Source organism: Blastomonas sp. 34TW (assembly GCF_059803595.1).
The window spans coordinates 208,110-223,349 of the sequence record NZ_JAPFGW010000008.1 but is presented as its reverse complement, the minus strand read 5'-3'; the positions used below and the strand labels follow the sequence as shown (position 1 = coordinate 223,349).

Here is a 15,240-nt window from a genome sequence, read left to right as displayed (position 1 = left end):
TCGGGTGCAGCGACCGGGGGCTGGGGTGCAGCGGCGGGTGCGGGTTCGGCCGTCGGTTCGGCGACGGGCACCGTCGCGGCAGGCGCGGGAGTGGGGGCCGGAGCCTGTGCGGGTTCGGCGGCTGCCGCAGGGGCCTGGGGCGCAACGTCGGGGGTCACACCGCCCGAATCGATCGCGACGTCCAGGTCATCGCCGGAAAAGCCGAACACGTCCTCGATCGCATCGCGCTCGACATCGCCGGGCAGCGTCACGTCCCAGGCCAGATAGGCGCCGGCGGGATCGAAACCGTCGAGATCGGGCAGCGCGCTGGTGTCGAGCCGCACCGTGCCTTCGCCCAGCGAGCGCAGTTCGCGCAGCAGCAGCAGCGGTTCGCCGCCGTTCAGCATGGCGCTGGCCTGCGGCTTCATGCTGACGCGCCAGGCGGGCTTGGAAGGCGCGACTTCGGTGGCGATGTCGTTGAGCATCGCGTCGAGATCGAACGAGAGCAGATCGTCGACGTCGGAAGACGATTCGGTGGCGGTGGGCGCTTCGGGCGCCGCTTCGACTACCGGCTCGGGTGCGGCATCGACCGGAGCGGGAGCAGCAGCAGCTTCTGCGGGAGCCGCAGCCGCAGCACCGCCACCCTGCTGCGCTGCCGCCAGCTGGGCGATCATCGCGCTGTCATCGGGTGCTTCGCTGCCCTCGAGCGCCCGCGCGACATGGTCGCCAAGCAGGTCGAGCGCGCGCAGCAGCAGCGACAGCAGATCCTCGGTCATCGGCAGGATGCCGTCGCGCACGTCCGAGAGCAGCGTTTCGAACCCGTGGGTATAGACCTGCAGCGCGGTATAGCCGAACGCGCCCGCTCCACCCTTGATCGAGTGGACCGAGCGGAACACGTCGTTGACCGCGTCCATATTGTCGGGCTGGCTCTTGCAGATGGTCAGCGCCCGTTCGGCGGAGGCCAGCGCTTCCTCGCACTCGGCGAAGAAGATGGTACGGATTTCCTCGTTGGTCATGACGGCATTCCATTTCCGCACAGCATGTCCGGATCGGCTCCGGCATTGGTCAGCGTCGCGCGCATTTTTTCAGAAGGAGTGATGGTCAGCGCCTGCCCGGTGCGGTTGGCGGTCTGGCGTGCGCTCAGCAGCAGCTGCAGCATGGCCTGGCCCAGCGCAGTGACATCCGACCCGTCGATCGCCACCGGTCCTGCCTTAAGCTTGTCGCGCAATTCGGCATGCAGCGAGATCGCGCTCGCGCGATCGCACCGGCTGGGCAGAGTCAGTTGATGCATCACTCTGTTCTCCTGTTCCTCAGAATTCCGACCAGTCTTCTTCGGAAATGGTTAATGCTAGGTTTCCTGAAACCATCGGCGTGCGCGCGGCAGGGGCACGGCGGGGCGCCTTCGCGGCCGCGGGCTGCTTGATCGGCGCGGCGTTTCCTGTCTGGAAGCGCTGGACAACCTGAGCCAAATCAGTGGCTTCCTCTGCCAGGCTGCGGGCTGCGGCGTTCGATTCCTCGACCATCGCGGCATTTTGCTGGGTCATCTTGTCCATCTCGTTCACCGCGAGATTTACCTGCTGCAGGCGCAGCGCCTGCGCCTGGGCCGAAGACGAGATCTCGGAGATTCGCGTGTTGATCGCCGCGACGCGGTCGCTGATCTGCAAGAGAACGGTGCCGGTTTCATCGACCAGCGCAACGCCATCGGCCACGCCTGCGGTCGAAGCGGTGATCAGTTCCTTGATGTCCTTGGCGGCATCGGCGGAGCGCTGGGCGAGCGCGCGCACCTCGTTGGCGACGACCGCAAAGCCCTTGCCAGCATCGCCCGCGCGGGCCGCCTCGACCCCGGCGTTCAGCGCCAGCAGGTTGGTCTGGAACGCGATGCCGTCGATGACATCGATGATGTTGGTGATCTCGCTCGAGGATTTCTGGATCGCATCCATCGCGGTGACCGCACGGCGGACAACGGCCCCGCCATCGGTTGCGGCGTGATGCGCCTCGCTGACCTGCTTGCCGACTTCGGATGCGTTCTGCGCGGTCTGCTGCACCATGCCGGTGACTTCGCGCATCGCTGCGGCGCTTTCTTCCAGGCTGGCGGCCTGCTGTTCGGTGCGGCTGGCCAGATCGTCCGAGGCTGAGCGGATTTCCGAGGCGCCGTTGAGCACGTTCGACGCGGCGCTCGATGTCTGGGTCAGCAGCTGACAGAGCTGTCCCATGGTGTCGTTGAAATCCCGGCGCAGGCTGTCGAATTCAGGGTCGAAGGCCGAGTCGATCGAATAGCTGAGATTGCCGTTCTTCATGTGCTGCAGGCCCGACGTTATCTCGGACACCACGGTACGCAGCACGGCATCCGCGCGGACACGTTCGGCGGCATTGTCCTTGAACACCAGCATCGCCTTGTTCATCCGGCCGACGCAGTCGCGGTGATCGGTAAAGGCGATGGCACTGTTCAGATCGCCAGCCGCAAGCCCCTCCATACGGACGACCGTACTCACATAGGGGTCACAGACCGCCTTTTTTGCATATAGCACGAACGCCCCCACCGCCATCAGCACCGCCAGCTCGCCGATCATTTCCCACAGGGCGTCGCCGTTGCCGCCGACGAGTTCGACAGCGCTGTGCGCGGCGGGAATAATCGCAATGGCCAGCAGCACGCCGAGGATTATGTCGAATTTCTTGCGAATTGGATAATGGGCGTAAAAGTCTTTAAGCATGTTGGTCTCCTCTGGCGTCCCGCTGTCCAGTCTGGATGACACCGCTTAATCCGGCACTGCATAAGCAATGGTTAATGGAAATCGCCTGAAGAATTACCGAGATTTTCTACCTTGAAGCGCGTTCTGATCGATAACCAGACCCGTTCAACTTCGATGGGCTATCGATCGATTGGTTAATGTTGGCAGCAGGATTGGCCATGGCCGCGCGTGCATTAACCGGAGAAAACTGTTTGAAATCAAAATGAAGTCATTTCGACGCTGCCCCTGTCCAGCCGGTCTGACAGAGTGCACCGATGGATCGGCCAAAAGTCCGTCCGACAGGCTGGCGAGCCGTCGGGTCGCGCAGTGCCGCAGCTTGTTTCGGGATGTAAAATTTCTGTTCCAATCTGATGGTGCGTGCTGACCCGCGAGCGGTGTGCGAGTCGCCATGCACCGGTCAGAGGGTGACGACCGGTCGAGCCCTGGCGCACGCCTTGGGAAATCGACTTGTAACTTGCCATTGGCTAGTCATAACCTTCTGCGTCCGCCAATAGACAGCGGAGCCTCACCCCCGGACAAGGGCTTGATGATGGCAGCTATGGTTCCTTCTCGGCGCGGCTTCGTCATCAGCGTCCTGACTGCCATCGGCAAGCTGGGTGCTGCCGGATTCATCATGGATGCACCCCCCGCCCTTGCCGCCAGTCCGGCGCAACTGTGCCAATCGTTCGACCGTGGCCGCGTGGCCGCACCGATCGATGGCGCGGCCTTGCGCAGATCGACCGAGATGATCGAACAACGGCTGGCGCGCCGCAGCGGATCGACCGAAAGCGCCAACGGCGCGATGGAACTGCTGAACCTCGAGGAGGCAGCATCGGGTGCCGCAGAATTGAGCGAGCTTGCCGCCTATTGCGCTGCAGCCGGCGAACTGATGCGCACCGGCAGTGGCGGGACCCAGTCTGCGGCGCAATCCTTTCTGCTGACCGCGTTCCGCATGGCGGAGGCCGCCGGAGAAGAGCAGGTTGCGTCGCGCGCAGCCTACAGGCTTGGGCTGGTGTCGCTCAATGCCGCGACCATACCGGCAACCCGCGGGGCGAGACGTTCGCGATCGGGTACGCGCGGTGCGGTCCAGACCGTGGTGCAGGCCGATGCGATCGGAGACGGCGTCTGCGGCGCCCTGTCCGGCGTCCAGCTGGGCACGACATCTCCGCAATATGTCGCGTCCGTCGCCTTGCGCTGCGCATCGGTGCGCAGCCTGACCACGCAGGATTATCAGACAGCGGCGCTGGCTCAGTTGCGGCTGGCGAGGATATCCCTCGCGCTATTGGCCAAAGCCGATGACCGTCAGGACTATCTCAGATCGACCATCGCGAGCGCTCTTGAGCAGGGCTTTGCCGCCGCCGCATCCATTCCGGGCGCGGCCATGCGCAGCGAGATCACCGGGCGGCTTGCAGAGGTGGCGCTCGAGAGCGGGGCGGCCGACACGGCGACGCTCGGCACCCGGATCGCTGCCATGCGCTCTGCGGCAGGTAACGACGCGGCCTGCGCCGCCTATGCGGCTGCGCTCGAGGCGAGGCTGGCATTGGCGCAAGGAGATGCCGGCACCGCGCGCGAACGCATCAATCAGGCGATATTTCTCGAGGCGCAGCGTCCCGTACCTGTGCGCTTGCCCGAATGGTACGTGCTGCTGGCGGAGATCGACCCGGAGCACCGCACTGCTCATGCGCTTGCCGGCTATCGCGCGCTCGAGGCAATCAGGCCGCTCTTGCCCGCGGTCGATCCGCTGACCGAAGAATCCACCTTTGCCCTGCGAATGCACAAGGTGTTCGAAAAGGCGGTCGATGTGACGCTATCGTCGATCCCGCCGGGCGACAGCCGCGAGGGAGAGGTGATCCTCGCCGCCCAGACGATGATCGAGACCTTCCGCGAGGCGGAAATTCAGAGCCTATTCGGCAGCGAATGCGTCCCGCCGCGCATCCCCTTCACGCCATCGGACCTCGCGGCGGGCGAGGTGCTGCTCTATCCGGTTCTGCTCGCTGACCGGCTCGAGATCATCCTGGCTGAGCGTCCGGCATCGGGCGGACCGGCCATCTACAGGCGGTTGCCGCCTGACCAGGCTGCCGATCGCCAGCGCGTCGCGGCGCTGGTCGAGAAGGTCAATCTGGGGCTGAGCGAAGGCTATGACGACGCATGGCGCCCGCCCGCGCGCGAGCTGGATGCACTGCTCATCGAGCCTGTGGCAGCCCTGCTGTCGCCCGAGACCACCCTGGTGATCATTCCCGATGGCCCGTTGCGCGCGCTGCCCTTTGCGGCGCTGCCCGATGCATCAGGCCGTTTTCTCGTCGAGCGCACCCGGCTGGGTGGCAGCCCTGCGCTCGGCTATTCGCAGCCCGGTTCCGGCAGGCGCGACGATCAGCTGCGCGTCGTTGCGGCCTCGTTGCAGCAAAGCGTCGAGATTTTCGGCGGCACCTTTCCGGCGCTCGAAGGCACGACCGAGGAGGCGCGAATCGCCGCTGCCGTCGGCAAGCGCTCGGGCAGCCGGTTCATCGAGGATTTCCGCCGCGCCGATCTGGCCGAGGCGCTGCGGGGCGGTGCGATCGATGTGCTGCACCTGGCCACCCACGCCTCGTTCAACGGCGGCTCCAACCGCAGCTTCATCGTCGCCAATGGCGAAGCCATCCCGCTTTCAGAACTGCGCCGGATGATTGCCGGCAACTCGGTGCGCGGCGGAGCGCTCGACCTCATCGTGCTCAGCGCCTGCGAGACCGCCGTCGGCGACGACGAGGCCAATATGGGGCTTGCCGGAGCCGCGATCCAAGCAGGTGCAGCCAGCGCGATCGCCTCGCTCTGGCAGGTCAACGATGCAGGCACGGCAGAGCTGATGCGGCAGTTCTACGCGCGCTATGATGCGGGTCAAAGCAAGGCCGAGGCGTTGCGCCAGGCGCAGCTCGCGCTGCTCGCCGATGGTGCGTTTTCCGATCCCAATATCTGGGCGGCGTTCACGCTGCTGGGGGCCTGGCGATGACGCGGCGCCGCACCCTGCTGGGTAGCGCGCTGATGGCCACGCTGCCTGCATGGCTGTCGGTCGCCGCCCCGGCGCAGACGGTCATTGTCGCCGATACGGCCCCAGACCGAAACCTGGGGACTATCGTGAACCGCGACGGCACCCGCACGACGATTGACGGCGGCAGACTGGCGGGCAGAAACCTGTTCCACTCGCTTGCTACCTTCCGCCTGAATGCAGGCGACACCGCAGCCTGGACATTTTCCTTCGCGAATCCCGCGTTGATCCAGAACGTCATCACGCGGGTCACCGGAGGCGAGGCATCGACGATCGACGGAACGATCGACAGCGTCGCGCTTCCCAATGCGGATTTCTGGTTCATCAACCCGGCTGGCATCGTGTTCGGCGAGAATGCGCAGCTCAATGTCGCTGCAGGTGCGCATTTTGCCGCCGCTTCGCATCTCGATTTCTTCAGGGGTGGTCGCTTCTCGGCGGTCACGCCCGGCGGATCGACATTCTCGATGACCGTCCCTGAGAGTTTCGGGTTTCAGGGAACCGAGGGCGCGCTGGCGGTTTTCGGCAGCCAGGCCAGTCGGCCGATCGCAGCGCCAGGGGCCATCACCCTGGCCGGGCGCGACCTTTCCATTTCCGATCGTGCGCTTGTGGTCGGGGAGCGGTTTTCGCGGGGATCCGGCTTCCGGCTGATTGCAGCGGGCAACAGCCCCGTCGTGCTGCCCATCAACCCGAACAGCAGCGACCCGATTATCGCCACGGGCCGCCTCACGATCAGCAATGCCGCGATCACGTCCGCCCGCGAGGATGTGGAAATCGATGCCGGATCGATAGTGATGTCCCGGACGACGATAAGCGTCGATGCACTGTTCGAGCCAACGCTGGTGATGTTCGCCAACGATTCGATCACGCTCACGGACAGCCTGATCAACACGAGCGCGTCTGGCGACAGGGGAGCAGGAGCGATCATCTTTATTGCGCGAAATGCGCTTTCCCTCGATCGAACCACGATTTCCAGCAACCAGGGCGGAACCGGGCTGCAGGGGTTCATCGCGATGGAGGGCAGCGATGTCAGTATCCGGGACTCCCAGATTGCTGCGCGCTCCACCGGGCTTGGCGATGCCGGAAACATCTTTGTCGACGGTCGAAACATTCTCGTCGATGGCAACAGCGCGATCGAGACCAACGGTCTTTCGCGCGGCATCGCCGGGTCGGTGCAATTCAGGGCAAGCGAGTCGATCCGGCTCGCGGATAATGCCGCCATCGCAAGCAACAACAGCATCGGGCGCAGCCCGTTTTCGGGCTTGATTCGCTTTGAGGCCCCCGACATCCGTCTGAGCGGAAATGCCAGCATCACCGCCAATTCGCTGGGATCGGGCAGTCCGGGCGACATCGGGATCGCCGCCCGCCATTTCCAAATGGATGGCGGCCGCATCGAGCTGACCGCAGCCGGCACCGGCGATGCTGGCACGCTTCAGATCACCGCCGATACCATCAGCCTGGCCAATGGTGCCCTGATCAGTTCGGATACCACCAGCCTGGGGCAGGCGGGGTCGATCACCATCCGCGCAACGCAAGGCCTTGCCATGGAGCGGGGCGTGACGGTCACCAGCAGCACGTCGGGCGCTGGGAATGCCGGATCGATCTCGATTTCGGCGAGCGAACTCCGGCTCGATAATTCGGCGATTGCCACCGCGGTGGCACCAGGTGCCCGGGGCGGCGCCGGCAGCATTACCGTCGCCACGCCCGGAGATATCGTGCTGGCCAATGGTTCGCGGATCGCCTCGAGCAATGATGGGCTCGCGACCACGGCGACGAGCGCCGGGACGATCACCGTGGGTGCGCGCAATATCACGCTCGCCAATGGGTCGCAGATCACCACCAATTCGGCTTTCGGTCCCGCCGGGGCCATCCGCCTGGACCTTCCCTCCCGGGGCCTGTTGCGGCTCAGCGACGGGGCTTTCGGGCCCAGCATCGTGACGACATCGTCGGGGCCAGGCACCGGCGGCGTCATCACCATCGGCAATCCGCTTGCGATCATCAGCCAGGGCGGCAACATCTTCGCGCTGGGCGAGCAGGCGGGGGCAAATGTGGTGATCCGCTCGCAATTCTATATCGATGCCGCCGACCGGCTCGATCAGATCCGGGTTAACGGCAATTTCGTCTTCCAGGGCCAGCTCGATTATGTCGCCTCGGGCGAGGAGCCGAGGGATATCGACCTGCTCGATGCAAGTGCGGTGCTGGCAGGACGGTGCCGGGCGGCGCGTGCCGGCGGGGCGAGCCAGTTGAGCATCGCCGCGATCGGACCCTATGGCCTCGCAGAGCCCGATGCCGCACCCGATGAACGTCCATCCAGGCCTTTCGCACTGCTGGACCGCGCCGCTCCTGGGCAGCCGTGCGGCTGAGTCCGGCTCTTGCTACCGCAGGCCTGATCGCGCTCATGTCGGGCTTTTGGGCACCGGCGGCGGCGCAGGTGGTCCCCGATGGAGTGCTGAGACCGGATGCGGGCGCAGCACGGCTGCCGCCCCCCGTTTATGCCGATCCGGTGCCGCGCCCGGCACCCGGACGGTCCGAAACGCCGATGGCGCCATCGGTTCCGCGCGTGCCCGGCGATGTCCCCGGCGTCCCGGACCAGGGGGCGGTCACGCTGACCCAACTCATCGTCGAGGGTGACCGCGCCATGAAGCCGGTTGAGGCATGGGCACCGGCCCGCGATGCGGCAAGCGGGCTTGTCGTCTCACTGGAGCCGGACGAACTCATCGACCCCGCCTGGGTGCAGCGCCAGTTTGCCGCCAACGATCTGGTCGGCCAGCCTGTTCCCTATGCCCGGATCGTCGCGCTGATCCAGCTGATCAATGCGCAGTTCGCCGTGAACGGCTATGTCAATTCGGGTCTGCTAGTCCCCAGCCAGCCGCCGATCCGGGAAAGCGGTCCCTTGCGGCTCAGGCTGGTGCTTGGCCATGTGGCGCCTGATGCGCTGAGCATAGCCGAGCCCGGGGGCGGGCTGGACCGCCGGTTCGTCCTCGACCGGCTGCCATCCGCCACGGCCTATCCGTTCAATGCCGCTGATTTTGAGCGCCAGTTCCGGCTGCTGGCAGAGGATCCTGCGGTTACCACGGTCAATGCCGATCTGCGCCCGCATGGCCGTCCGGGCGAGGCCGCGCTGGCGGTCGCGGTCGTGCCTGCCGAGCGGCTCGACGCCTATGCCAGTCTTGCCAACAGCCGTACGCCGTCCATCGGTGCGCAGCGCCTGGCGATCGGCGGCAGCATCAGAAATCTGCTGACCCCCGGTGACCGGCTGGCGATCGAATTCGGGCGGACGCGCGGCGTGATCGATCTGGCGGCGACGTTCGAGGAGCCCATTTTCTCGCCGAGCTGGCAGTTCTTCGCCGGATTGGGCTTCAACGATGCGGCCGTGGTCGATTCGGTCCTCGCGCCGCTGGACATTCGCACGGAAGGCATCCAGCTCTACACGGGTCTGGCGCATCAGTTGATCAAGACCCCACTCATGCCCAAGGGCGACGGCACGTTTGCGCCCTCGACCTCGCTGGCGGCGCGCGCGCAGTTCGATTTTCGCGACACGAAAACCTTTCTGCTGGGCGAGCGCTTCAGCTTCGCGCCAGGATCGGTCGATGGCGTGTCGCGCTATTATGCTGCGCGCCTTGCACTCGATTTCGTGTCGCGCTCGATTCGCCAGGTGCTGGCGCTCAGCGTCACCCTTTCGGTCGGCATCGATGGCACCCGAAGCGACATTGCCGGCGTTCCGGCCCCTGACCGCAATTTCATCGGCGTGCTCGGCCAGGCGAATTACGCCCGCAGCCTCAACGCGGCGGGAACCGAATTGCGCGGGCGGATGACGGCCCAGTACAGCAGCAGCGTCACCTATGCCGGAGAGCGCCTGCCTATCGGCGGCCTCAATTCGGTTCGTGGCTATCGCGAGACGCTATACCTCGTCGACAATGCGGTCATCGGTTCGATCGAGCTTTCACAGCCCTTGAACCTTGGGGGCGGAGCAGATGGCAGCGCTTCCGGGCCGGGCCGGTTCGTCATCGGCGCCTTTGTCGATGCCGCCTGGTTCGAGAACCGCGAGCCCCCCAATCCTCCGCGCGATTTCATCTCAGGGGCGGGTGTCTCGCTGGCCTGGACGCCGCATCCCGCCTTGAGCGCCCGCATCACCTGGGCGCATGACTTCCAGAAGACGCGTGTAGCGGGCAATCGCAACCTGCTGGATGACGGGATCTATTTTTCGATCCTGTTCAACCCGTCGAGGCTGCAGTGATAGAGCGAGTGGGGGCGCGTCGCGGGCGTTGCATTGCCTGCATGGCCGCTAATCGAAACGCAGCCCGATGCGCCACAGCCTGCCGGGCGAGGGAAGGCCTGCCTGCGGGAAAATCTGCGCATCGGTGAGGTTGTCGACCGCTAGCGTGAGCATCAGGTCGTGTGCGCCCATGCGTGCAATCGGAATGGCTGCGCGCAACGCGATTTCCGCAGCCGCAGGCAGATCGACCCACTGGCCTGCTGCATCGAGATCGATCGCCTTGCCGATCGCGCGCAGTTCGGCGCGAAGGTCGAACCTGCCGGAAACGTTCCAATCGAGCACGGCCAGCGCCTCGTACGAGGGCCGTTGCGGCAACCGGCGGATGGGCGCGCTGCCCGCATCGGCGCGTGCGCTGAGCGCGGTGCCCGACAGCTCGAGCCGCAGCGTCTCGGTCAGATCATGCGCCAGCCGTGCGTCGATGCCGAAGCTGGTCGCACCGGACAGGTTGAACCGCTGGCGTCGGCCATCCGCGAGCACCCGCTGCGACAGGGTGCTTTCCGATCGGATCAGGAACGGGTTGAGCGTCAGCGCAAAACCGGTGCGCGTCAGGCGCAGTTCGGCATCGGCGAGCCAGGCCTGTTCGGGCCTGAGATCGGGATTGATCGCGAAGCGGCCGAGCGCCTCGCCGAACAGCTCGCGTGCGGTGGGGAAGCGCGTCCGCCTGCCGCCGCTGAACGTCAACGCCGCGCCGCTGCCAAGATCGAACTGCAAGGCTGTCGAGAAGGCACCCGCGCCGAGCGAGGGCTGGCGCGGCTTGTCGCCGGTCAGCGGATTGTCGACCGCATCATAGGCCGCGCCCAGCGTCGCGCGGATGCCCTGGGCGAGTTGTGCGTCTGCCTCCACACCGGCGCTGTAGAGGTTCTGCCGGTATGTGAGCCGGGGTCCGGCAATGGCTGAGGGGAAATCGGTCTCGACCTGCCGGTGCGTGCTCGACTGTGCCGAGGCCGCCCAGCGCAGGTCGAGCGGCCCCAGCCGGTGCGCCAGAGTGATGCGCCCGCCGGTGGTGCTGTCGTCGTCGTCCTGCGTGCGGCGCAGCGCGGCATAGCTGAGGCTGCGATATTGCGCGATGCGCTGGCTGAAATCCTGGTGCCAGCCGGTCGCGCGCAACTCGGCATGGTCGCTCAGCGTCAGGCCCAGGTTCAGCGTCGCCTGGGTCAGCGCGATATCGGGATAGCGCCAGAAGCGCGTCCCCGCCTCGGCTGGGCGATCCGATTCGGGCGCGATGCCCCGTTTGGCGGTCAGATGCAGCAGTGAGGCACGCAGGCGTAGATCGCCCTGTTCCGTCCCCAAGCCTGCGAAAAAGCTGGCGGCGTCGAGATCGCTGTTCGTGCGGCGGCTGCGCGAGGCCTGGCTGAAGGGCAGGGGGCCAGCCAGCGGGTCGGCGTCGCGGGTGATGCCGCCAGCGGCCAGGGTCGCTTCGATGGCACCAATCCGTTCGGCCAGCACCACCGATGCGCTGCCCGATCCCAGGCTGCCGGCCTCGGCATGCGCGAAGCTGCCCTGCGCGCTCTGCCGGGTCTGGAAATCGACCACGCCGGCCACGGTATTGGTGCCAAATTCGATCGGCGCGGCACCCTTGGTGATCCGTACATCGCCGATCAGCCCAGCGGGCAGCAGTCCCAGATCGACCCGCCCGTCCCATGGCACCGCAAGCGGGGCGCCGTCGAGAAACACCTGTGTCTGGCGTTCTTCTGCCCCGCGAATGCGCGCCACGGTCTCGCCGCGCGAATTGGCGCGCACGGTGACCCCGGCAACGCCGCGCAGCACATCGGCGAGGCTGCGTGGCTGGCGATCGACAAGCTCGTCCTGCGTGACCACCGTCTGCGGCGGCAGCACGCGGCCCGCTTGCGCAGGGGCAGTGACGGTGATCGGCGGCAGCCTGGTTTCGGCCGCCGCCGTTCCGGTCGTCAACATGGCGGGAGCCGCCAGCGCCGCCGCCAGACAGCGTGCTCTCATTCGGCTGCCGGATCGGCCACCGGTACGGCCAGCGGCCTGCGCTCGACTTCGGCGATTCCCGCTGCGCTCAATTGCGCGTTGAGCTTGGGCATCTCGCTGCCGATCGCCGCTTCGAGCGCCGCCAGCTGCCGGTCGAGCTCGGCCGAAAGCGTCGCGAACACTGCTTCGCTCTGATCTGTCGGGCGCGCCTCGGCGCTCTCCGCAACGCCGATCAGACCGGCGAGCTTGTCGTTGAGCTTGATCGGATAGTTGAGCGGGTCCTGACGCGAGCGGTTACGCACCTGATAGAGCTCGCCCTCGATCGCGCTCAGCTTTGCATCGAATGCGCCCAGGGAGGTGCGCAGCGCGGCATTGGCCGAGGCATTGGCCGCCGCTGCCGCGGTCTGCTCCTTGATCCCGCGGATCAGCAGGACCGCCTCGTTGGCCTGGCTCACGCGGCTGCTGACGCGGTTGGCAAAGTCGAACCGCGCGACCAGGTCCGCCTGGGTGACATTTGTCAGGCGCGGGTCGGTGCGGATCTCGAACGGCTGGGTGAAGCTCTTGCCGTCGACGGTCAGCCGCGCCTGATAGCGCCCCGGTGCCGCCGTGATGCCGCCATTGCGGCTGGTCCACAGGATCATGCCAGGAAAGTCGGTAAAGCCGGGATAGCGCATCTTCCACACGAAGCGGTTGAGGCCGGGCTTCATCGTCGTGGTTGGCTTGGGCTTGGGCTTGAACGGGTCGTTGTCCTCGTCGTCCTTCTTTTCGTCCTTCTTGGGCTCGACCGGATTGCCCGCGAAGCTCTGGATCAGCTGGCCGTCGGGGCCAAGAATGTCGAGCGCCAGCGTCTTGGGGCGGGTAGGCAGGAAATAGTCGATCGCCACGCCCTCATCGACCTCGCGCACGGCAGGGGCAGGGGCGAACAGCCGCTCGGTGCGCGGCGCGCCGCTTTCGAGCTGACGCAGCACACCGATATTGTCGAGCACCCAGAACGAGCGGCCATGCGTCGCGATCACCAGATCGTTGGCGGTGACGGCGAGGTCGGACACCTGCACCGCAGGCAGGTTGCGCTGCAGCTTGCGCCAGTCCTTGCCGCCGTTGAACGAGACCCACACGCCGCGCTCGGTGCCCAGATAGAGAAGGCCGGGGCGAACCGTGTCCTCGCGGATGCTGCGCGCCATCTCGTCGGCGGGCAGGCCGGACACGATCGAAGTCCAGGTCCTGCCGTAGTCGGTGGTCTTCAGCACATAGGGCTTGAAGTCATTGAGCAGGAAACGATGGCCGGTCATATAGGCGGTGCCGTCCGAATGCGGCGAATCCTCGACCGTGGTGATCTTGGTGTGGCGCGGCAGGCCCTTGGGCGTGACATTCGCCCATTTGGCGCCGCCATCGCGCGTCACGTGCACCAGGCCGTCGTCCGACCCGGCCCAGATCAGCCCGCGCTCGCGCCGCGACGGGGCGAGGGCGAACACCGTGGCATAGGTCTCGACGCCAGTCTGGTCGCGCGTGATCGGCCCGCCCGAGGGGCCGAGCGTCTTGGGATCGGCAAGCGTCAGGTCGGGGCTGATCTTCTCCCAGCTCTGGCCCTCGTTGCGGCTGCGCCAGACATGCTGCGAGGTAACGTACAGGCTCCTGGGATCGTGCGGATCGAACACGATCGGGAAGGTCCACTGGAAGCGCTCGGCAATCTCGCCCGCCGAATAGCCCATCGGATTGTCGGGCAGCACATTGATCGCGCGCGCCTGGCCGGTTGCGCGATCGTAGCGGTCGAGCGTGCCGCCATAGCTGCCCGCGTAGAATATTTCGGGGTTGAGCGGATCGTTGGTGACATAGCCGCTCTCGCCGCCGCCCGCAGCAAAGCCGAACTGCCCGCCGCCGAGCACGTTGACATGCTTCCAGTCGCGCGAGGGCACGCAGATCGTCGAATTGTCCTGCTGCCCGCCGCAGACGAAATAGGGGAAATGGTTGCTCACCGAGACGCGGTACATCTGCGCGGTCGGGTAATTCTGCCGCGTCCAGCTTTCGCCGCCATTGACGCTGACATTCGCGCCGCCGTCATTGGCCTGGATCATCCGCTGGTTGTTGGCGGGATCGATCCAAAGATCATGGTTGTCGCCATGCGGCACCTTGATCTTCTTGAGCGTCGCGCCCGCGTCGTCCGAACGGAAGAAATCGACATTGAGGATATAGACCCGGTCCTTCTCGACCGGATCGGCGAGCAGGCGCGAATAATAGAAGGCGCGCTGGCGCAGATCGCGGCTGTCGTTGCTGCGCCGCCAGCTTGCCCCGGCATCGTCGGAGACGAACAGCCCGCCTTCCTCGGCATGCTCGACAATGGCGTAGACGCGATTTGCGTCGACCGGTGAAACGCTCACCCCGATCTTGCCGATCAGGCCCGTCTGGGGCAGGCCGGGTGCGCGGGTCAGCTCCTTCCAGGTCTCGCCGCCATCGGTGCTGTGGAACAGCCCGCTGCCCGGGCCGCCCGAGCTCATGCCCCAGGGCTTGCGCCAGGCCTCCCACAGCGCCGCATAGATGTTGCGCGGGTTCTTCGGATCGATCGAGATGTCGACCGCACCGGTCCTGGCGTCGCGGAACAGCACCTTGCGCCAGCTCTTGCCGCCATCGGTGGTCTTGAACACGCCGCGTTCGGCATTGGCCTCGCCATAATGGCCGAAGCCCGCGACAAAGGCAGTGTCGCAATTGGCCGGATCGATCCGCACGCGCGCGAAATTCTGGACATCGGCAAGACCGGTCTTCGCCCAGGTCTTGCCCGCATCGACCGATTTCCACACGCCATTGCCGGGCAGGATGTTGCCGCGCAGCTGCGTCTCGCCGGTGGTCAGGTAGAGGATATCGGGATTGGCCTCGCACACCGCGACCCCGCCGACCGCGGCGGTATCGAGCTGGCCATCGGTGACCGGCTTCCAGCTCTGACCGCTATCGGTGGTCTTCCACAGGCCGCCGCCCACGGCGGTGAAATAATATTCGTGCGGGCGCGCCGCGCTGCCAGTGGCAGAGATCGAACGCCCGCCACGATCGGGGCCGATATTGCGCCAGGTGAGCGAGGTGAAATAGGCCTGCTCATCCTCGGGCAGCGGGGCATCGGCAGCCTCCTTGGCCTTTTCGAGCTCGTTCGCGTCCTGCGCCAGCACGGCGCTGGCCGGCAGCCAGCACATCGCCAGCCCGATCCATTTGTGTCTGAGCTTCATTTACGCCCCCTCTTCCTGTCTGATAGGATACGCGACCCGGCGGCAGCCGATTCCAGATTGTTTCCGTTGGAACCACCATCGGGTGGCGCACAGGGA

8 protein-coding genes are annotated in these 15,240 nt (G+C 66.0%); 3 read left to right on the top strand and 5 right to left on the bottom strand.

Going from position 1 to position 15,240, the window contains the following annotated elements; genetic code table 11:
* From OPU69_RS12180 to OPU69_RS12170, 3 genes are all read right to left on the bottom strand, one after another.
* Positions 1–995, bottom strand: a 995-nt coding sequence (locus OPU69_RS12180) for an Hpt domain-containing protein (RefSeq protein ID WP_498511350.1), incomplete at its 3' end; no start/stop codon positions are given.
* The gene (locus tag OPU69_RS12175) at positions 992–1,270 is read right to left on the bottom strand and encodes an STAS domain-containing protein (protein ID WP_060977763.1); all 279 of its coding nucleotides are present in this window, start codon (positions 1,268–1,270) and stop codon (positions 992–994) included. The genes OPU69_RS12175 and OPU69_RS12180, both read right to left, overlap by 4 nt.
* 19 nt (positions 1,271–1,289) lie before the next feature.
* Positions 1,290–2,690 (bottom strand): methyl-accepting chemotaxis protein, encoded by a 1,401-nt coding sequence (locus tag OPU69_RS12170; RefSeq protein ID WP_060977762.1) that lies wholly within the window; start codon positions 2,688–2,690, stop codon positions 1,290–1,292.
* Positions 2,691–3,255: 565 nt separating this feature from the next.
* Here OPU69_RS12170 and OPU69_RS12165 point away from each other — a divergent pair.
* The 3 genes from OPU69_RS12165 to OPU69_RS12155 are packed head-to-tail and all read left to right on the top strand — an operon-like array spanning position 3,256 to position 9,961.
* Positions 3,256–5,691, top strand: coding sequence for a CHAT domain-containing protein (locus OPU69_RS12165; protein WP_498511347.1), 2,436 nt, complete (start codon positions 3,256–3,258; stop codon positions 5,689–5,691).
* On the top strand, positions 5,688–8,087 hold the full coding sequence (locus tag OPU69_RS12160) for a two-partner secretion domain-containing protein (RefSeq protein ID WP_498511345.1): 2,400 nt from the start codon (positions 5,688–5,690) through the stop codon (positions 8,085–8,087). The genes OPU69_RS12165 and OPU69_RS12160 overlap by 4 nt, the downstream gene beginning before the upstream one ends.
* Complete coding sequence (locus tag OPU69_RS12155; RefSeq protein WP_498511343.1) at positions 8,078–9,961, top strand: ShlB/FhaC/HecB family hemolysin secretion/activation protein; 1,884 nt, start codon at positions 8,078–8,080, stop codon at positions 9,959–9,961. Before OPU69_RS12160 ends, OPU69_RS12155 begins: the two co-directional genes overlap by 10 nt.
* A gap of 48 nt (positions 9,962–10,009) precedes the next feature.
* Here OPU69_RS12155 and OPU69_RS12150 read toward each other — a convergent pair whose 3' ends face one another.
* Both OPU69_RS12150 and OPU69_RS12145 read right to left on the bottom strand, forming a co-directional pair.
* Positions 10,010–11,914, bottom strand: coding sequence for a TonB-dependent receptor plug domain-containing protein (locus tag OPU69_RS12150; RefSeq protein ID WP_498511341.1), 1,905 nt, complete (start codon positions 11,912–11,914; stop codon positions 10,010–10,012).
* A gap of 38 nt (positions 11,915–11,952) precedes the next feature.
* Entirely contained in the window at positions 11,953–15,144 is a 3,192-nt protein-coding gene (locus OPU69_RS12145; protein WP_498511339.1) for a WD40/YVTN/BNR-like repeat-containing protein, read from the bottom strand.
* Positions 15,145–15,240: the final 96 nt, after the last annotated feature.

Bases quoted from the DNA above. Each gene is read 5' to 3' on its own strand.
- OPU69_RS12145 (WP_498511339.1), bottom strand. From the start codon at position 15,144: ATGAAGCTCAGACACAAATGGATCGGGCTGGCGATGTGCTGGCTGCCG.
- OPU69_RS12170 (WP_060977762.1), bottom strand. From the start codon at position 2,690: ATGCTTAAAGACTTTTACGCCCATTATCCAATTCGCAAGAAATTCGAC.
- OPU69_RS12175 (WP_060977763.1), bottom strand. From the start codon at position 1,270: ATGCATCAACTGACTCTGCCCAGCCGGTGCGATCGCGCGAGCGCGATC.
- OPU69_RS12150 (WP_498511341.1), bottom strand. From the start codon at position 11,914: ATGTTGACGACCGGAACGGCGGCGGCCGAAACCAGGCTGCCGCCGATC.
- OPU69_RS12165 (WP_498511347.1), top strand. From the start codon at position 3,256: ATGATGGCAGCTATGGTTCCTTCTCGGCGCGGCTTCGTCATCAGCGTC.
- OPU69_RS12160 (WP_498511345.1), top strand. From the start codon at position 5,688: ATGACGCGGCGCCGCACCCTGCTGGGTAGCGCGCTGATGGCCACGCTG.